Origin of the sequence: Sphingomonas sp. NPDC019816, assembly GCF_050274375.1 — a bacterium.
Lineage (GTDB): Bacteria > Pseudomonadota > Alphaproteobacteria > Sphingomonadales > Sphingomonadaceae > Sphingomonas.
The window spans coordinates 1-17,699 of the sequence record NZ_JBNNOB010000071.1 but is presented as its reverse complement, the minus strand read 5'-3'; the positions used below and the strand labels follow the sequence as shown (position 1 = coordinate 17,699).

The window sequence follows — 17,699 nt, the reverse complement described above, 5'->3', positions numbered from 1 at the left end:
CCAAGCGCGCATCCAAGACCCAGCACATGCTTGAAGTTACCCTCGACATCTTCCTCGCCAGAAAGCGATTGCAGAGTCCAAAGTAAACACTCCCCCTTGCAGGGGAGGAATGATGGGGTCTTACGTCACGACATCGGGTTCAGTGCGGCCGGTATGCCGGGTGATCCCGGCAATCTCATCCGCCGCCACGATGATGTCCGCGAGCATGTCCGGCGTCTCACGGTCGAGCTGGTCGGCCGAATAGCGCTCCAGATAGACCCGCAAGGTCGCCCCGCTGGTACCGGTACCCGACAGGCGGAACACGACGCGGCTGCCGCCTTCGAACAGCACGCGGATGCCCTGGTTGCGGCTGACCGACTGGTCGGTCGGGTCGGTATAGGCGAAGTCGTCCGCCGTCTCGACCGTCAGGCCCGCGAACGTCTCGCCCGGCAGGGTCGGCAGCTTGGCGCGCAGATCGGCCATCAGCGCATCGGCGCGCTCGCTCTCGACGGCCTCGTAATCGTGGCGCGCATAGTAATTGCGGCCATAGGTCGCCCAGTGATCGCGCGCGATTCCGTCAACCGACTTGCCAGAAGCCGCCAGGATATTGAGCCAGAGCAGCACGGCCCATAGCCCGTCCTTCTCGCGCACATGGTCCGAGCCGGTCCCTGCGCTCTCCTCACCGCAGATCGTCGCCATGCCGGCGTCGAGCAGATTGCCGAAGAACTTCCACCCCGTCGGCGTCTCGTAAGCGGGGATGCCCAACTTCTCGGCCACGCGGTCGGCGGCGGCGCTGGTCGGCATCGAGCGGGCGATGCCCTTCAGGCCCCCCGCATAGGCGGGCGCGAGATTCGCGTTCGCCGCCAGCATCGCCAGGCTGTCCGACGGCGTGATGAAGCGCCCGCGCCCGATGATCAGGTTACGGTCGCCGTCGCCGTCCGAGGCCGCGCCGAAATCGGGTGCGTCGGGGGCCATCATCCGGTCGTAGAGTTCCTTGGCATGGACGAGATTGGGGTCGGGATGATGCCCGCCGAAATCGGGGAGCGGCGTGCCGTTCTTGACGGTGCCGGGCGAGAAGCCCAGCCGCTTTTCCAGGATCTCGGTCGCGTAAGGCCCGGTCACCGCGCTCATCGCATCGAACGACATGGTGAAACCGCCCTCGACCGCGCGTTTGATCGCGGCGAAGTCGAACAGGCTCTCCATCAGCGCGGCATAGTCGGCGACCGAGTCGATCACCTCGACCGTCATATCGCCGACCGTCACTTCGCCCAAGCTGTCGAGGTCGATGTCATCGGCCTCGACGGTCAGCCAGCGGCTGATCGACTTGGTGTTGGCGTGGATCGCGTCCGTCACCTTCTCCGGCGCAGGGCCACCGTTAGAGATATTGTACTTTATGCCGAAGTCTTCGTCCGGGCCGCCGGGATTGTGGCTGGCCGACAGGACCAGGCCGCCCAAGGCCTTGCGCTGGCGGATCACGTTGCTGGCCGCAGGTGTCGACAGGATGCCGCCCCGGCCGACCACGACGCGGGCGAAACCGTTGGCCGCCGCCATGCGGATCGCGACCTGAATCACCTCGCGGTTCAGGAAACGGCCGTCGCCGCCGATAACCAGCGTCTGGCCGGTCTTTTCGTCACCCAGCGCGTCGAACACCGACTGGACGAAATTCTCGGCATAATTGGGCTGCTGAAAGACGCGGACCTTCTTGCGCAGGCCCGAGGTGCCGGGCTTCTGGTCGAGATAAGGCTCGGTCGCGACGGTCTTGATCATGGGTTCCCCAGCACGGATCGATAGAGTTCGGCATAGTGGCGGCCGCTATGGTGCCAGCTATAGTCGGCGTTCATGCCATTGACCTGCATGGTCCGCCATTGCTCCTGGTTGGCGTAGAGTCTCATAGTGCGACGCAGCACCGCGACGATATTGTCGGTGGTGACATTGTCGAACTGCAGGCCCGTCGGCACGCCCATCGCCAGCGCGGCTTCGTTGGCGTCGATGATCGTGTCGGCCAGCCCGCCGGTCCGCGCGACGACGGGGACGCAGCCATAGGCCAGCGCATAAAGCTGGGTCAGCCCGCATGGCTCGAACCGCGACGGGATGACGATCGCGTCGCACCCGCCCTGAAGCAGATGCGAGACGGGCTCGTCATAGCCGATCCGCACCGCGACGCGACCGGGATGGCGTAGCGCGGCCGTGGCGAAGGCGATCTCCAGCGCCGGGTCGCCCGTGCCCAGCACGACCAGCCGCCCGCCCATCGCCACCAGATCGTCGATCACCTCGACCATCACGTCCATGCCCTTTTGCCAAGTCAGGCGGCTGATGACGGTGAAGATCGGGCTGTCATCCTCTTCCAGCCCGAACGCCTGCTCGACCGCACGCTTGTTGGCGATACGGTCGTCCAGCGTGTCGACGGTGAAGGGGGCGGGCAGCGCGGCGTCGGCCTTCGGGCTCCAGACGGCGGGGTCGATGCCGTTGACGATGCCGCTGACGCACTCCGCGCGCGCGGCGATCAGCCCTTCCAGCCCCATGCCGTACTGAACCCGGTGGATTTCCTCGGCATAGGTCGGGCTGACGGTGGTGATGGCGTCGGCGGTGCGCAGGCCCGCCTTCAGATAGCCGATCTGACCATAATATTCGACGCCCTCGACGCTCCACGCCTCGGGCGGCAGGCCGAGATCGGGGAAGTGGTGCGCCGCGAACGAGCCCTGGAAGGCGATATTGTGGATGGTGACGACGCTCTTCGCCACCTTGCCGGGGCCGGGCGCGTAATGGAGGAAGGCGGGGGCCAGTGCCGCTTGCCAGTCATGCGCGTGGAGCAGGTCGAACGCGTACCCCGGCACCGCGCCCGAGGCGAGGTCCGCGCCCGCCCGCGCCAGCACCGCGAAGCGCCGCCAATTGTCATGCCAGTCGTTTCCGGCGGTATCGACATAGGGGAGCCCGTCGCGCTCCCACAGCTGCGGCGCGTCGATGACCAGCAGCCGGTGCGTGCCGATCATCGCCTCACGCAACCAGGCGTCGGTGCCGATGATGTGCGTCCAGTGATGGACGCGCGGCGCATCCTCACCGATCGCGCGCATCACCTTGGGAAAGCCGGGGATCAGCGTGGTGACGGCGATATCGTGCGGCGCGAGCGCTTCGGGAAGCGCCCCGACGACATCGGCCAGACCGCCGGTCTTGATGAGCGGGAACGCCTCCGAGGCGACCGACAGGACGGAAAGGGTCATGGGGACTTTCAGTTGGCCAGACGGTCGATCATCGGCTGGGTGATGAGGCAGATGCCCTTGTCGGTCCGGCGGAAACGCTGTCCGTCGAGCACGGGATCGTCGCCGACCACCAGCCCGTCGGGGATCTTGACGCCGCGGTCGAGGATCACGCGCCGGAGCCGCGCGCCGCGCCCGATATGGCAGAAGGGCAGGACCACCGCCTCGTCGAGCATCGCGAAGCTGTGGGTGCGAACCCCGGTCGACAGCAGCGAGCGGTGGATCGACGATCCCGACACGATACAGTCGCCCGCGACCAGGCTGGCGACCGCCGAGCCGCGCCGCCCATCGATGTCGTGGACGAACTTGGCCGGCGGCGTGATCTCGGCATAAGTCCACAGCGGCCAGCTGCGGTCGTACAGATCGAGCTGCGGCACCACGTCGGTCAGGTCGAGGCTGGCCTCCCAATAGGCGTCGACCGTGCCGACGTCGCGCCAATAGGCGCCGGGTTCGTCGTCGGAGCGGACGCAGCTGGCGGAGAAGCGGTGCGCCTGCGCTTTGCCATGCTCGACCAGATAGGGGATGATGTCCTTGCCGAAATCGCGCGACGAGCCGGGGGTCGCGGCATCGCGGCGCAACTGCTCGAACAGAAAGGCGGTGCGGAAGACATAGATGCCCAGCGACGCCAGCGCGATGTCCGGGTTGCCGGGGATAGAGGGCGGATCGGCGGGCTTTTCGACGAAATCGACGATGCGGTCGGACTCGTCGACATGCATCACGCCGAACGCGCTCGCCTCGGCGCGGCTGACCTCCAGACAGGCGACGGTGACGTCGGCGCCACTGTCGCAATGCTGCTGGAGCATCAGTTCATAGTCCATCTTGTAGACATGGTCGCCCGCCAGGATGACCATGAATTCGGGCGCATAGCTTTCGATGATGTCGATATTCTGGAACACCGCGTCGGCGGTGCCCTCATACCACTGAAACTCGCTGATCCGCTGGCTGGCGGGGAGGATGTCGAAGCTTTCGTTGCGTTCGTCGCGCAGGAAGTTCCAGCCGCGCTGGAGGTGCCGGATCAGCGAGTGCGCCTTGTACTGGGTCGCCACGCCGATGCGGCGGATGCCCGAGTTGATCGCGTTGGAGAGCGCGAAGTCGATGATCCGCGCCTTGCCGCCGAAATAGACGGCGGGTTTGGCGCGCGTGTCGGTCATCTCCATCAGCCGACTGCCCCGGCCGCCCGCCAGCACATAGGCCATGGCATCGCGCGCCAGCGGTTGTCCGCGCCTCAGGTCCATCGTCCGTCTCCCATTCGTCTGTCAGTGTCGCAACGCGCATTCGGGGCGTTGGTATTCGGGTAAAGTCGTGAACCTGGATCAACCATCGAAGCGCAGGATGACGGTGGCCAGCGGCGGCAGGGTCACCCAGGCGGCGCCGTCGTGCGCATCCACGCCGCCCATATTGCCCAGCCCTGAGCCCCAATATTGGCTCGCGTCGGAGTTCAGTACCTCGGTCCAGCGGCCGTCCTGCGGCAGCGGCAGGCGATAGGGCGCGCGCGCGACGGGTGTCATATTGGCGATGACCGCCACCGGCTTCTCCCCCGGCGCCTTGCGCAGCCAGGCGAAGACCGACTGCGCGCTGTCATCGGCGACCAGCCATTCGAACCCCTCGCGCTCGCAGTCGCGGGCATGGAGCGCGGGTGTGTCGCGATAGAGATGGTTCAGGTCGCGGACCAGCGAGCGGACGCCTTCATGCGAATGGCTGCACCGCAAATGCCAGTCGAGCGCGCGGCTTTCCGACCATTCCTCGCGCTGGGCAAACTCCTGGCCCATGAAGAGCAGCTTTTTGCCCGGATAAGCCCACATGAAGGCGTAATAGGCGCGCAGGTTGGCGAATTTCTGCCAGTCGTCGCCCGCCATCTTGGTCAGCAGGCTGCCCTTGCCGTGCACCACCTCGTCATGGCTGAGCGGCAGGACGAAATTCTCGTCGAATGCGTAATGCAGACCGAACAGGATCTCGCCATGGTGATGGCGACGATGCACCGGCTCACGCCCCATATATTCGAGCGTGTCGTGCATGAAGCCCATGTTCCACTTGAACCCGAAGCCCAGACCGCCGTCATGCGCGGGCGCCGAGACGCCGGGCCAGGCGGTGGACTCTTCGGCGACGGTGAAGACGCCGGGATGCTGGCCGTACACCTGGCGGTTGACCTGGCGGAGGAACTCGACCGCTTCCCAATTCTCGCGCCCGCCCTGTTCGTTGGGCACCCACTCGCCGTCCTTGCGGCTGTAATCGCGGTAGAGCATCGAGGCGACCGCATCGACGCGGATGCCGTCGATATGGTACCGCTCGGGCCAGAACAGCGCGTTGTTGACCAGGTAGCTCGCCACCTCGCGCCGCCCGAAATTATAGATGGCGGTGTTCCAGTCGGGGTGGAAACCCTGACGCGGGTCCTCATGCTCGTAGAGTGCGGTGCCGTCGAAATGCGACAGACCATGCGCGTCGGTGGGAAAGTGCGCGGGCACCCAGTCGAGCAACACGCCGATCCCGGCGCGGTGGGCGCCGTCGACGAAGCGGGCGAACCCCTCGACATCGCCGAACCGGGCCGAGGGGGCATAGAGCCCCGTCGTCTGATAGCCCCAGCTGGGGTCGTAGGGATGTTCGGAAATGGGCAGGAATTCGATATGGGTGAAACCCATCTCGACGACATAGGGGATCAGCCGATCGGCCAGCGCATCCCAGCTGAGATACCAGCCATTCTCGTCGCGGTCCCACGACCCGGCATGGACCTCGTAGATGCTGATCGGCACGCGGCGCGGATCGATCTTCGACCAATGCTCGCGGTGGGCCTTGTCCTGCCAGACATGGGCGGGCGGGGCGGTGGTGATCGACGCGGTCTTGGGGCGAAGCTCGGCGGCGAAGGCGAAGGGGTCCGCCTTCATCGGCTGGTCCGCGCCATGCGGGCCGGTGATCGCGAACTTGTAGGCGCGGCCCTCGCCGATATCGGGAATGAAGATTTCCCAGACGCCGACATCCAGGCGACGGCGCATGACGTGGCGGCCGGGATTCCAGTCGTTGAAGTCGCCGACGACCGCGACCCGCTCGGCATTGGGCGCCCAGACGGCGAAATGCACGCCCGCCACGCCCTGATGCTCGATCAGATGGGCGCCCATCTTGTCATAGAGGCGGAAGTGATTGCCTTCGCCCATCAGGAAATCGTCGAGCGGCCCAAGCACGGGGCCGAAGCTATAGGGATCGGTGATCCACCATTCCGCGCCGTGACCCCGGGCGCGGTATTTCACCGGTTGGACGGGGCCGTCGACCATGCCCTCGAACAGGCCACGCGCATCGACGCTTTGCAACTCGCCCAGCGTCGTGCCCGACAGGTCGAAGGCGGTGACGGCTTCCGCGCCGGGCACCAGCGCCCGCAGGAACGTGCCGCCCGGCCCTTCATGAGGTCCCAGCAACGCGAAGGGATCGGCGTTGCGGCCCTCGATCAGGGCATCCAGAGCGGCACGGGGTGGCTTCACATCACGTTCCAGATTTCCTCGGCATATTGCCGAATGGTGCGATCGGAGGAGAACCATCCGACTTTCGCGACATTGTGGATGGCCGACGTCGCCCAGCCCGCCTGGTCCTGCCAGCGGGTGTCGACCTGGCGCTGCGCGGCGGCATAGGCGTCGAAATCGGCGGCGACCATGAACCAGTCGCCATCGTACAGCCCGCCCATCAGGCCCGCATAACGGCCGGGATCGTCGGGCGAGAACACGCCCGAGGCAATGGCCGAGACGGCCTGACGCAGCTCCGGGCTGCCCTCGATGACTTCGCGCGGATTGTATCCGTCGCGGCGCTTGGCGGCGACCTCGTCGGCGGTCAGGCCGAAGATGACGATATGCTCGTCGCCGACATGCTCCTTGATCTCGACATTGGCGCCGTCGAGCGTGCCGATGGTCAGCGCGCCGTTGAGCGCGAACTTCATGTTGCCGGTGCCCGACGCCTCCATGCCTGCGGTCGAGATCTGTTCGGACAGATCGGCGGCGGGAATGATCTTCTCGGCCAGGCTGACATTGTAGTTGGGGATGAACCCGACCTTCAGCAGGTGGCCGACGCTGGGGTCGGAATTGACGCGGCGCGCCACGTCATTGGCCAGTTTGATGACCAGCTTGGCATTGTGATAGCTCGACGCCGCCTTGCCGGCGAACAGCTTGACGCGCGGCGTCCAGTCGCGCTCGGGATGGCTGCGGATCTGATCGTACAGCGCCACCGTCTCGATGATGTTCAGCAGCTGGCGCTTATATTCGTGGATGCGCTTGATCTGGACGTCGAACAGGGCGTCGGGGTCCACCCGCAGACCCGACGATTCCTTGAGATAATTCGAAAGCCCCACTTTGTTGGAACGTTTGATGCGCAGAAAGCGTTCCCGGAAATTCGCATCGTCTGCATAATCCGCCAGCGCGATGAGCTTTTCCGCATCGTCCTGAAAGCCTGGCCCGATCGCCTCGCGGATCAGCGTGGTCAGTTGCGGGTTGCATTGCTGCAACCAGCGGCGCGGAGTGATGCCGTTGGTCTTGTTGTTGATCCGCGTCGGATAGAGGTGATGCAGGTCGGCGAAGACCGTCTGCTTCATGAGTTCGGTGTGGAGCGCCGCCACGCCGTTGACGCTATGGCTGCCCGCAAAGGCCAGGTTCGCCATGCGGACCCGCCGTTCGCCACCCTCGTCGATCAGGCTGATCGCGGCGATGGCGTGGTCGTCGATCCCCTCGACCCCGCGCGCTTCGCGCAGCAGCTTGGCATTGATCGCGTAGATCAGCTGCATGTGGCGCGGCAGCAGCCGCTCGAACAGATGCAGCGGCCAGCTTTCCAGCGCCTCGGGCAGCAGCGTGTGGTTGGTATAGCCGAAGGTGCGCCGGGTGATGTCCCACGCCTCCTCGAAACCCAGATCGTGATGATCGACCAGAAGCCGCATCAGCTCGGCGACCGACACCGCCGGGTGGGTGTCGTTCAGCTGGATCGCGGCCTTGTCGGGAAGCGTGCGGATATCCTTGAAATACTGGATATGCCGCCGGACGATGTCCTGGATCGAGGCCGAGGAGAAGAAATATTCCTGCCGCAGCCGCAGCTCCTGGCCCGCCGGCGAACTGTCGGAGGGGTAAAGCACGCGCACCAGCGTCTCGGCCGCCAGCTGCCCGGCGAGCGCGCCGCTGTAATCGCCCGCGTTGAACCGATCGAGCCGAATGGGGTCGATCGCCTGCGCGGTCCACAGGCGCAGCGTGTTGACCCGCTTGCCACGCCAGCCGACCACCGGGGTGTCGACCGCGACCGCCTCGATCGCCTCGGCCGGTTTCCAATGCACCGCGCCGGTCTCGGTGCCGATGACCTCGCCGCCGAAGCCGACGAAATAGGCGCTCTCACGCCGCTCGAACTCCCAGGGGTTGCCGTGGCTCAACCAGGTTTCGGGCAGTTCGACCTGCCAGCCATCGTCGATCCGCTGGCGGAACATGCCGTTCACATAGCGGATGCCATAGCCGTAAGCGGGCAGGTCGAGACTGGCGAGGCTTTCCATGAAGCAGGCCGCCAGCCGTCCCAGGCCGCCATTGCCGAGCGCGGCGTCGGGCTCCATTTCCTCCAGCTGGGCGAGGTCGACGCCCAGCGTCTGGAGCGCGCCCGCAACCTGCGCCATCACGCCCAGATTGGACAGGGCATCGCGCAACAGCCGTCCGATCAGGAACTCCAGGCTGAGATAATAGACGCGCTTGGCACCGGCCGCATGCGCCTGACGGGTCGAGGCCATCCAGCGTTCGATGATGTCGTTGCGCACGGTCAGGATGGTCGCGGCCAGCCAGTCGTGGGGCCTGGCGTTGGCGGCATCCTTGCCGATCCGGTGCACCAGCGTATCGACGATCGCGTCGGCCAGCGGCCCGGTGTCGTCGACATGCAGGGTGGTGATGGTGGTCGTCATTGATTCGGGCGTCCCTGTCGGTCCAATCGCGCCCAGCTTAACCGCGTGAAGAGCGAAGTCACGCGGCATTCCTTCGCAATTGCGAAAGGGGTCAGGTGGCCGCCAGCCCCCACAACAGCGTCAGATTCAACCCGATGATGACGGCGGCGATGATCCAGGCCAGGACGCGCAGCCAGACGGCGCTGGCGAAGGGGCCCATCAACCCCTTGTCCGCTGTGAAGCGGACCAGCGGCACGACCGCGAAGGGCAGCTGAAGGCTGAGGATCACCTGGCTGAGAACGAGGAGCCTCGTCGCCCCCGCCTGGCCGCTGGCCCCCACCACCAGCACGGCGGGAATGATGGCGAGGCCGCGCGTGATGAGCCGCCGCAACCAGGGGGCGAGGCGCAGGTCGAGAAAGCCCTCCATCACGATCTGCCCGGCGAGCGTTCCCGTGACGGTCGAGTTCTGGCCCGAGGCGAGCAGCGCCACGCCGAAGACCACGCTCGCCGCACCCGCGCCGAGCATCGGGGCGAGCAGGCGATAGGCCTGATCGATCTCGGCGACGTCCGTGCGCCCGGCGACATGGAAGGTCGCCGCCGCCACGATCAGGATCGCGGCGTTGATGAAAAAGGCGAAGAACAAGGCGACCGTGCTGTCGATCGTCGCCATCCTGATCGCGTCGCGCTTGCCGTCCTCGGACTCGTCGAAGGCGCGGGTCTGCACCACCGAGGAGTGGAGGTAGAGATTGTGCGGCATCACCGTCGCACCCAGGATGCCGATCGCGATGTAGAGCATCGCCGGATCGGTCACGATGCGCGCCGTGGGGATGAACCCCGCCATCACCGCGCCCGGATCGGGGCGTGAGGCGATCAGCTCATAGAGGAAGCAGCCGCCGATGATGAGGAGGAGCGCGATGATGAACGCCTCGACCTTGCGGAAGCCATAACGCTGGAGCGCCAGGATCAGGAAGACGTCGAACCCGGTGATGAGCACGCCCCAGACCAGCGGCAGGTCGAACAGGAGTTGCAGCGCGATGGCGGTGCCCAGCACCTCGGCCAGATCGCACGCGATGATCGCGATCTCGCACAGCAGCCACAATATGCGCGAGACCGGCTTGGAGTATGCCGCCCGGCATGCCTGCGCCAAATCCAGCCCCGCCGCGATGCCCAGCCGCGCCGACAGCGCCTGCAGGATCATCGCCATGATGTTGGACAGAAGGATGACTGACAGCAACGCATAGCCATAGGCCGATCCGCCCGCAATGTCGGTCGCCCAGTTGCCGGGATCCATATAACCGACCGCGACCAGATAGCCGGGGCCCGCGAAGGCGAACAACCGCCGCAGAAACGACGCGCCCTCGGGAATGGCGATCGAACGATGGCTTTCGGCAAGCGAGCGGGTGGCGGGCGTGGCTACGGTCATCGACCGCGAGGTGTGGCGGAGTTTGGCAAGCGCCACAACCCGGCAAAGCGTCGTGCAATCAACTTGCTATGCTGGAAGGATTTCGCGGTAGAATGGGCGGCCTGATCGAATGTTGACGCACATCGTAATGTTCATGCGCCAGATCGACGTGATGCCGGGCGATGTCCCTGTGTGGCACGGTACGGCATAAACGTCAGGCGATTTTCCTGGGAACCAACTTTAGGGATCAGGCAAAGGACCTTCTGGGATTGACCTCGGCGCATGGATCACCTCAAGCCATTGGACGGCATGCGAGCAATCGCGGTGTTGATCGTGTTCATCGCCCATTGTGGCCTTGATAAGATCGTGCCCGGCGGAATGGGCGTGACGATATTCTTTTTCCTGAGCGGATATCTCATCACCTCATTGATGAGGTCCGAAGTCGACAAGACCGGGTCGATCGACCTCAAGGCCTTTTACATCCGGCGCACTTTGCGCATCTGGCCGCCACTTTATATCAGCATGGCGGTGACACTGGCGATCGCGTTGATCGTGCCGTACAAACTGGACATAACGTTCTCCGGTATCGTGTCTCAGATCCTGTTCTTCAACAATTACGCCGGCCAGCTGGGAATAGGCGCCGGCGTGCCATGGATGCCGCTGTGGAGCTTGGCGGTCGAAGAGCATTTCTACATTTTCTTCCCGCTCCTTTATGTCCTCCTGTTCAGATCCTGGCGGCCGGCGCATGTGGCGCTGGCCTGCGCGATTGGCTGTGTCATCGTGCTTCTCGTGCGCATCTACACGGCCGCGCAGATCGAGAATATCGGTGCGATCTATTATTGGAGCCACACCCGGATCGACAGCATCCTGTTCGGCTGCTGCCTGGCGATGTGGCAGAACCCCGCTCTCGATAAGGGGGCCTGGCGGCCCAAGGCAGGGCATGCCGCAGCGGCGATCGCGGTATTGCTCGCCTGTCTGGTCTTGCGGGATCCCTGGTTTCGTCAGACGTTCCGCTATTCGCTTCAAGGTGTCGCGCTGTTCGTCATCTTCGGCTATGCCTTGAGCGCGCGCGGCTTGGTCATTACCATGCTGTCCGGTTCGCTGCTGCGGATCGTCGCCCTATTTTCCTATACCCTCTATCTCATCCATCCGACGTTTATCGCAGCGATCGAATATGCGTGGCCCGACATTCCTCGGCTGATACTGATCGCCACGGCTGGCGCGACGTCGATGGGCTATGCGGCGCTGATGTATCACTTCGTCGAACAGCCGGCGGCGCGCATGCGGCGCAGATTGCACAAGGTGGATGCGCAGGCGACACAGGCCGTTCCGCTCCCCGCAACGTGAACGGGCATGGCCGGTCACGACCGGGAAGGATTCGCGGCATGCCGAAAGTTGGGAGCAATGTGCGGCGGCTGTTTTGCCTGGCGCCTCTGCAAGGCGTTGCGCGGAATTACAATGACGAGCCGACCACGGCGCAGGCCAGCGCCATAAGCAACCCGGCGAAGCGGTTCGACCGGAACCGGTACAGCGCGCCCGCGCCATCCTCCGGCCGCAGCGTGACCACCTGCCACGCGAGGTGCAGCGCCACCGGTATCAAAGCCGCGACCGCCAGTATATCCGGCCGCACCAGCCAGATCGCCGCCGCCCAGCACAGTATCGCCGCCAGATAGAACGCGCCCACACCCGGCTTCACATGCGCCCCCATGCGTAGCGCCGAGGACCGCACGCCGATCAGCGCATCGTCCTCGCGGTCCTGAAGCGCATAGATGGTGTCATAGCCGATCACCCAGGCGATCGACCCGGCATAGAGCAGCCAGAGCGGCGCGGAGAGGTCGCCCGCCACCTCCGCCCAGCCGACTAGCGCGGCCCAGCTGAACACCATGCCCAGCCAGGCCTGCGGCCACCAGGTGATCCGCTTCATGAAGGGATAGGCGGCGACGGGCGCCAGGCTGGCCAGCGCGACGATCGCGGCGAGCGGGCGCAACTGCACCAGCACGATCAGGCCGATCAGGCAAAGCGCGACCAGCCAGATCGTGGCCAGCTTCACCGAGACCAGCCCCGAGGGGATCGGTCGTGCCCGTGTCCGCGCGACCTTGGCATCCAGATCGCGGTCGACGATGTCGTTGAAGACGCAGCCCGCACCGCGCATCGCGATCGACCCGAGCAGGAACCACAGGACCAGCGGCCAGCGCGCCGGCAGTCCCCCCGCCAGCGCGATCGCCCAGACGCCGGGCCAGAACAGCAGCCACCAGCCGATCGGCCGGTCCAGCCGTGCCAGCAGCGCCAGCCCGCGCCACCGGGGCGGCAGCCGCCCGACCAGTCCCTTATGTTCGCTATCGGGTACGATCTCGATCGTCATGCCGCGGGCCTATGGGGGGCGGCCCGCCCGCGCAAGGGGGTTCGGCGGCGGCGCGATATGCCGTAACGCGCGCAGGCCGGAGGGCGACCACGCAGATCGGCCGCGTCGACCCTCCGTACGATCGACATTCCGCCAACCACCGACCGTGGACGACCGGTGAGCCGTGATGACGCCGATATTATCGCCTCGAGCGGCCGAACCGGCATCGTCGGACGACAGGCGGACGATCCGGCCGCCGCGCCGATCCCCGCATGGCGCGCGATGCCGCATGACGCTAAGACGGCGTGGTGATGGGCTGCTGGCCTCTTTTCCCATGATCGGCCTGTCGGTCGCGGTCGGGCGCTTCGTCGAGGCGCTGTTCTGGGCGATCCTGCGCGTCGCGGGGATGGTCGGCGGCGTCGCGTTGCTGGTGATGATGGTCCTGGGCGTCGCGTGGTGGCTGATCCGGCGGCGGCGCTAGGCGGCGAGCGCTTTCAGCTGCGCCCTGATGACCTCCAGATTGTGCCGCGCCAAATGGCTGCCGCGCCCCGTCACGCTACCATCCAGTTCGGGGCGCTCGCCGATCGTGAGGCATTGTTCCCACGCCGCCTGCGCCAATGGGAGCCAATGTCCCACCGCCTGCGCCGGATCGGCCAGCGCCTGGTCGAGCAGCACGTCGCCCAGGACGAAGAAATAATCGGGCGAATCGGGCCATTGCCCAAATTCGGCATTGGCCAGCGTCAGCGCGTCGTTCAGCCGTCCGGCCTGTGACATCAGCGGAATCGCGGTGGTGACCAGCGCATGGCGCCAGTTCGCCTGCGCGGGCGTCGCCGCCAGCGCGCGGGTGAAATAGTCGCAGGCCGCCGGCAGATCGGCGCGCATCTGGGCATCCTTGCCCAGCTGGTAGAGCAGATAGGCATCGTCCGGTTGCTCGGCGAGTTCCCGCAGCAATAGCATGTGGTTGCGGTCGCGCTTCTCGGCGATGTGTTCGGCGAGATAGCCGTCGTGACCGACATGGAGGGGCACGCGCACCCTGGGCAGCGAGGACGCGACCTGCTCATGGACGCGGCCCTCGAAACGGACGCCACGCGGCAATATCCGGGTGATCCAGTTTCGGGCGTTGCCGGTCCCGTCCTGCGTATCGCTCGCGATGCAGATGCGACCCAGCTGCGGCGGCCCGGCGCAAAAGTCGCGCAGCGCCTCGCCCCCCGCGACGATCCATTCGTCGGCGTCGATGACGAGGTTCCAGTCCGCGTCGCTACAGGTCAATGCGTGGTTGCGCGCAGCGGCGAAGTCGTCGGGCCAGGGCAGGCGGTGGACCTCGGCGCCGGCGGCTTTGGCGATCGCCACGGTGTCGTCGGTCGATCCGGTGTCGACCACCACCATCCGGTCCACGACGCACGCGACGCTGGTCAGACAGCGCGCGAGGCAGCGCGCTTCGTTTCGGACGATCAGGGTCGCGGCGATCGAGGCGGGTCGAGACATGGCATGGACAGAGCCATGGAATGATGAAGATCGCGCTAATCCCCCGGGGGCGGGCGGGGCGATCGATCGCGGCGCTTCATATCGCTCTTGCGATCACGCCGCCAGGGTCGCCAGTTGGGAACGGACGATGTCCAGGCTCTGCTGCGCCAGATAGCTGCCGCGCCCGGCGACGCTGCCGTCCAGCTCGGGGCGTTCGCCGATGGCGAGACAGCGTTCCCAGGCGCATTGCGCCAAAGGCAGCCAATGGTCGATCGCCTGCGCCGGATCGGCCAGCGCGCGATCGAACAATATGTCGCCCAGGACATAGAAATAGTCGGGCGATTGCGGCCAGTGCGGAAACTCGGCATCGGCCAGTGCCAGCGCCTCGTCACGCCGACCCATATGGGCCATCAGCGTCATGGCGCTCGTCACCAGGGGGTGCCGCCATCCGGCATCCCGCGGCGCGATCGCCAGCGCGCGTTGCAGATAGTCGCAGGCAGTTGGCAGATCGCGGCGCGCCTGCGCCTCCATGCCGAACTGGAACATCAGATAGGGATTGTCCGGCTGCTCGGCGAGTTCGCGCTGCAACAATTCATAGTTGCGATCGATCTTCTTCGCCTTTTGCGCGGCGAGATAGCCGTCATGCCCGACATGAATCGGGGTGTGAATGATCGGCAGGGTGGAGACGACATGTTCGTGGACACGCCCCTGATAATAGGTACCGCGCGGCAACAGGCGCGGAATCCAGCTGCGCGTGGGGTCGGGGCTGCCGTCCACCTGGTTCTCGATGCACACCGCGCCCAGTCTTGGCGGCCCCGCGCACCAGCGGCGCAACCGGTCGCCCCCGTCGCTGATCCACTCGTCCGCATCGAGCATCAGGTTCCAGTCGGCATCCGCGCAGGCCAGCACATGGTTGCGCGCCTCGGCGAAGTCGTCGGGCCAGGGCAGGTGATGGACCTCGGCGCCGGCGGCCTTCGCGATGGCCACCGTCCTGTCGGTCGAGCCGGTATCGAGCACCACCATCCTGTCCACGAACGGCGCGACACTATCCAGGCAGCGGGCGAGGCAGCGTTCCTCGTTCCGAACGATCAGCGTGGCGGCGATGCGAGGGGCGGGGGGCGACATCGGGTGCTATCCTCGACGAAAGGGATCGGCGCGAAGCCTATCACCGGTCGCGTGAAGATTTGCCTAACCGCACGGTAACCCTATTTGGCCAGCCGCCCATCCTCGATCGCCGCCATGTCGAACGGGAACAGCAAATCCGGGTCGGGCGCCTTCACATCGTCGGCGATGTCGTTGGGCGCGATCTGGCGAAGGACATGGCGCATGATTGCGATCCGCGCATCCTTCTTGTCGTCGGCGCGCACGATATGCCACGGCGCGAAGGGGGTGTGGGTGCGGGTCAGCATCGTGTCGCGCGCCGCCGAATAATCGCCCCATTTGGCCTGTGCGACCTTGTCCATGTCGGACACCTTCAGCGCCTTGAGCGGATCGGTCCGCCGCGCCTCCAGCCGCTCGGCCTGTTCCTCCTTGGTGATGTCGAGCCAGAGCTTGACCAGCTTGATACCGCTTTCGACCAGCATCCGCTCGAAATCGGGGGCGTCGCGCAGGAATGCCTCCTGCTCGGTGGCGGTGGAGAAGCCCATCACGACTTCCACCCCGGCGCGATTGTACCAGCTGCGATTGAAGATCACGATCTCGCCCGCCGCCGGCAGATGTGCGGTATAGCGCTGGAAATACCACTGCGTGCGTTCGCGGTCGGAGGGCTTGGGCAACGCCACGACGCGGGTCGCGCGGACCGAGAGATGCTCGGTGATCCGTTTGATCGTCCCGTCTTTCCCTGCGCCGTCGCGGCCCTCCAGCACGATGACGACGCGCTCGTCGGAGCCGATCATCGCCATCTGGGTGCGGACCAGCGCAAGTTGCAGCGCCTCCAGCTCCTCGTGATAATGTTTCGCCATCCTCATCTCCTCTGAACGGGGAAACGTCTGGCGCGGCAAAAGTGGCATGATGCGCGCCCCCGGTGTAAGCGCATCCCATGCCCGCTACCCCCGCCTGGCCGCCGCAATCCACGCCCCGCCTGTTCGTCGACCAGATGCTGGGCGAAGGACCGATCCGCATCGACGGCCCGGCCGCGCATTATCTGGTGTCGGTGATGCGCACCAAGGTCGGCGATCCGGTCAAGCTGTTCGACGACCGCACCGGCGAATGGCTGGGCGTCGCGGCCTCGGTCGGCAAGCGCGACCTGACGCTGGACGTGACCGAATTGCTCCGCGAGCGTGAGGCCGTGCCCGACCTGTGGCTGTGCGCCGCGCCGTTGAAGAAGGGCCGCGTCGACTGGCTGGCCGAAAAGGCGTGCGAGCTGGGCGTAGCCAGGCTGGTCCCGGTCGTCACTCGTCGCACCGTGGTCGACAAACCCAATACCGAGCGACTGCGCGCGCATATGATCGAGGCGGCCGAGCAATGCGGCCGCACCGCGCTGCCGGAGGTGGCCGAACCGGTAAAGCTGGCCGCGCTCCTGCGGGAATGGCCAGCGGGACGCGCGCTGTTCTTCGCCGACGAAACCGGCGGCGTGTCCGCGCTGGAGGCGATGCGCGCGCATAAGGGCCCGGCGGCGATCCTGATCGGTCCCGAGGGCGGCTTCGATGCGGAGGAGCGCGCGGCGATCCGTGCGCATCCGTCGGCCATCGGCATCGGTCTCGGCCCCCGCATCCTGCGCGCCGACACGGCGGCGGCGGCGGCGGTGTCGTTGTGGATGGCGGCGGGGGGCGACTGGGGTTGATTCAGCCTATGGCGTGGACGCGCGCTCGCGCGTAAGGCGCGGTTCATGAGCACTAAGACCGCGAGCACAGCCAAGAGCGCCATCATCGAATCGCGCGACCAGTTGATCGCGAGTTTCGCGCGCGGTGAAAAACCCAGTGATCGCTGGCGGATAGGCACCGAGCACGAGAAGTTCGTCTATGCGCTGGGCGATCATCACGCGCCCTCCTACGACGAAGCCTCGGGCATCCGCGCGCTGCTGGGCGAGCTGGAGCAATATGGCTGGGCGCCGGTCATCGAGGGTGGCAACGTCATCGCGCTGACCGGCACGGACGGCTCGATCAGCCTGGAGCCGGCCGGGCAGTTCGAGCTGTCGGGCGCGCCGCTCGACAATCTGCATGAGACCTGTGCCGAGACGGGGCGCCATCTCACCCAAGTGAAGGCCGCGGGCGACACGCTGGGGCTCGGCTTCCTGGGTCTGGGCATGTGGCCGGACAAGACCCGCGCCGAACTGCCGATCATGCCCAAGGGCCGCTATGCCATCATGCTGCGCCACATGCCGCGCGTCGGGTCGCTGGGCCTCGACATGATGCTGCGCACCTCGACAAAAAAAAAAAAAAAAAA

15 protein-coding genes are annotated in these 17,699 nt (G+C 65.9%); 5 read left to right on the top strand and 10 right to left on the bottom strand.

The genetic code is table 11. The annotated features are described in order from the left end of the window. Positions 1-120 precede the first annotated feature (120 nt). The 6 genes from ACQKJZ_RS11530 to ACQKJZ_RS11505 form a co-directional block, all read right to left on the bottom strand. The gene (locus ACQKJZ_RS11530; protein ID WP_427731209.1) at positions 121-1,746 is read right to left on the bottom strand and encodes an alpha-D-glucose phosphate-specific phosphoglucomutase; all 1,626 of its coding nucleotides are present in this window, start codon (positions 1,744-1,746) and stop codon (positions 121-123) included. Next, the gene (gene glgA, locus ACQKJZ_RS11525) at positions 1,743-3,197 is read right to left on the bottom strand and encodes a glycogen synthase GlgA (protein WP_427731208.1); all 1,455 of its coding nucleotides are present in this window, start codon (positions 3,195-3,197) and stop codon (positions 1,743-1,745) included. The genes ACQKJZ_RS11530 and glgA overlap by 4 nt, the downstream gene beginning before the upstream one ends. Before the next feature lie 8 nt (positions 3,198-3,205). Then, entirely contained in the window at positions 3,206-4,468 is a 1,263-nt protein-coding gene (gene glgC / locus ACQKJZ_RS11520; protein WP_427731207.1) for a glucose-1-phosphate adenylyltransferase, read from the bottom strand. 78 nt (positions 4,469-4,546) lie between these two features. Then, complete coding sequence (glgB, locus tag ACQKJZ_RS11515) at positions 4,547-6,700, bottom strand: 1,4-alpha-glucan branching protein GlgB (RefSeq protein ID WP_427731206.1); 2,154 nt, start codon at positions 6,698-6,700, stop codon at positions 4,547-4,549. Continuing rightward, a complete protein-coding gene (locus ACQKJZ_RS11510) occupies positions 6,697-9,129 on the bottom strand; it encodes a glycogen/starch/alpha-glucan phosphorylase (protein WP_427731205.1) in 2,433 nt (810 codons plus the stop codon). The genes glgB and ACQKJZ_RS11510 overlap by 4 nt, the downstream gene beginning before the upstream one ends. A gap of 91 nt (positions 9,130-9,220) precedes the next feature. Beyond that, a complete protein-coding gene (locus ACQKJZ_RS11505; RefSeq protein WP_427731204.1) occupies positions 9,221-10,531 on the bottom strand; it encodes an Nramp family divalent metal transporter in 1,311 nt (436 codons plus the stop codon). 261 nt (positions 10,532-10,792) lie between these two features. Between ACQKJZ_RS11505 and ACQKJZ_RS11500 the strand changes: the two genes are divergently transcribed. Then, positions 10,793-11,857, top strand: coding sequence for an acyltransferase family protein (locus ACQKJZ_RS11500; RefSeq protein ID WP_427731203.1), 1,065 nt, complete (start codon positions 10,793-10,795; stop codon positions 11,855-11,857). Between the two features lie 106 nt (positions 11,858-11,963). Here the strand turns inward: ACQKJZ_RS11500 and ubiA are convergent, their stop codons facing one another. Beyond that, a complete protein-coding gene (gene ubiA, locus ACQKJZ_RS11495) occupies positions 11,964-12,872 on the bottom strand; it encodes a 4-hydroxybenzoate octaprenyltransferase (protein WP_427731202.1) in 909 nt (302 codons plus the stop codon). 156 nt (positions 12,873-13,028) lie between these two features. Between ubiA and ACQKJZ_RS11490 the strand changes: the two genes are divergently transcribed. Continuing rightward, positions 13,029-13,163 carry a hypothetical protein gene (locus ACQKJZ_RS11490; protein ID WP_427731201.1) on the top strand — a complete coding sequence of 45 codons (135 nt, stop codon included), beginning with the start codon at positions 13,029-13,031 and terminating at the stop codon, positions 13,161-13,163. A gap of 22 nt (positions 13,164-13,185) precedes the next feature. Further along, on the top strand, positions 13,186-13,332 hold the full coding sequence (locus ACQKJZ_RS11485; protein ID WP_312487927.1) for a hypothetical protein: 147 nt from the start codon (positions 13,186-13,188) through the stop codon (positions 13,330-13,332). On the opposite strand, the gene ACQKJZ_RS11480 is transcribed toward ACQKJZ_RS11485, so the two are convergent. The 3 genes from ACQKJZ_RS11480 to ppk2 form a co-directional block, all read right to left on the bottom strand. Continuing rightward, entirely contained in the window at positions 13,329-14,336 is a 1,008-nt protein-coding gene (locus ACQKJZ_RS11480; protein ID WP_427731200.1) for a glycosyltransferase, read from the bottom strand. The two genes, ACQKJZ_RS11485 and ACQKJZ_RS11480, sit on opposite strands and share 4 nt — an antisense overlap. 93 nt (positions 14,337-14,429) lie before the next feature. Then, a complete protein-coding gene (locus ACQKJZ_RS11475) occupies positions 14,430-15,440 on the bottom strand; it encodes a glycosyltransferase (RefSeq protein WP_427731199.1) in 1,011 nt (336 codons plus the stop codon). A gap of 80 nt (positions 15,441-15,520) precedes the next feature. After that, positions 15,521-16,276, bottom strand: a complete 756-nt coding sequence (ppk2, locus tag ACQKJZ_RS11470; protein WP_427731198.1) for a polyphosphate kinase 2 — start codon at positions 16,274-16,276, stop codon at positions 15,521-15,523. A gap of 77 nt (positions 16,277-16,353) precedes the next feature. Here ppk2 and ACQKJZ_RS11465 point away from each other — a divergent pair, with 77 nt between their 5' ends. Beyond that, on the top strand, positions 16,354-17,097 hold the full coding sequence (locus ACQKJZ_RS11465) for a 16S rRNA (uracil(1498)-N(3))-methyltransferase (protein WP_427731197.1): 744 nt from the start codon (positions 16,354-16,356) through the stop codon (positions 17,095-17,097). A 45-nt stretch (positions 17,098-17,142) separates the two neighbouring features. Further along, positions 17,143-17,699, top strand: a 557-nt coding sequence (locus ACQKJZ_RS11460; protein ID WP_427731196.1) for a glutamate-cysteine ligase family protein, incomplete at its 3' end; no start/stop codon positions are given.

Coding starts and splice junctions, on each gene's coding strand:
- ppk2 (WP_427731198.1), bottom strand. CDS start 16,276: ATGGCGAAACATTATCACGAGGAGCTGGAGGCGCTGCAACTTGCGCTG.
- glgA (WP_427731208.1), bottom strand. CDS start 3,197: ATGACCCTTTCCGTCCTGTCGGTCGCCTCGGAGGCGTTCCCGCTCATC.
- ubiA (WP_427731202.1), bottom strand. CDS start 12,872: ATGACGATCGAGATCGTACCCGATAGCGAACATAAGGGACTGGTCGGG.
- ACQKJZ_RS11480 (WP_427731200.1), bottom strand. CDS start 14,336: ATGTCTCGACCCGCCTCGATCGCCGCGACCCTGATCGTCCGAAACGAA.
- glgC (WP_427731207.1), bottom strand. CDS start 4,468: ATGGACCTGAGGCGCGGACAACCGCTGGCGCGCGATGCCATGGCCTAT.
- ACQKJZ_RS11475 (WP_427731199.1), bottom strand. CDS start 15,440: ATGTCGCCCCCCGCCCCTCGCATCGCCGCCACGCTGATCGTTCGGAAC.
- ACQKJZ_RS11530 (WP_427731209.1), bottom strand. CDS start 1,746: ATGATCAAGACCGTCGCGACCGAGCCTTATCTCGACCAGAAGCCCGGC.
- ACQKJZ_RS11500 (WP_427731203.1), top strand. CDS start 10,793: ATGGATCACCTCAAGCCATTGGACGGCATGCGAGCAATCGCGGTGTTG.
- ACQKJZ_RS11510 (WP_427731205.1), bottom strand. CDS start 9,129: ATGACGACCACCATCACCACCCTGCATGTCGACGACACCGGGCCGCTG.
- ACQKJZ_RS11485 (WP_312487927.1), top strand. CDS start 13,186: ATGATCGGCCTGTCGGTCGCGGTCGGGCGCTTCGTCGAGGCGCTGTTC.
- ACQKJZ_RS11465 (WP_427731197.1), top strand. CDS start 16,354: ATGCCCGCTACCCCCGCCTGGCCGCCGCAATCCACGCCCCGCCTGTTC.
- ACQKJZ_RS11505 (WP_427731204.1), bottom strand. CDS start 10,531: ATGACCGTAGCCACGCCCGCCACCCGCTCGCTTGCCGAAAGCCATCGT.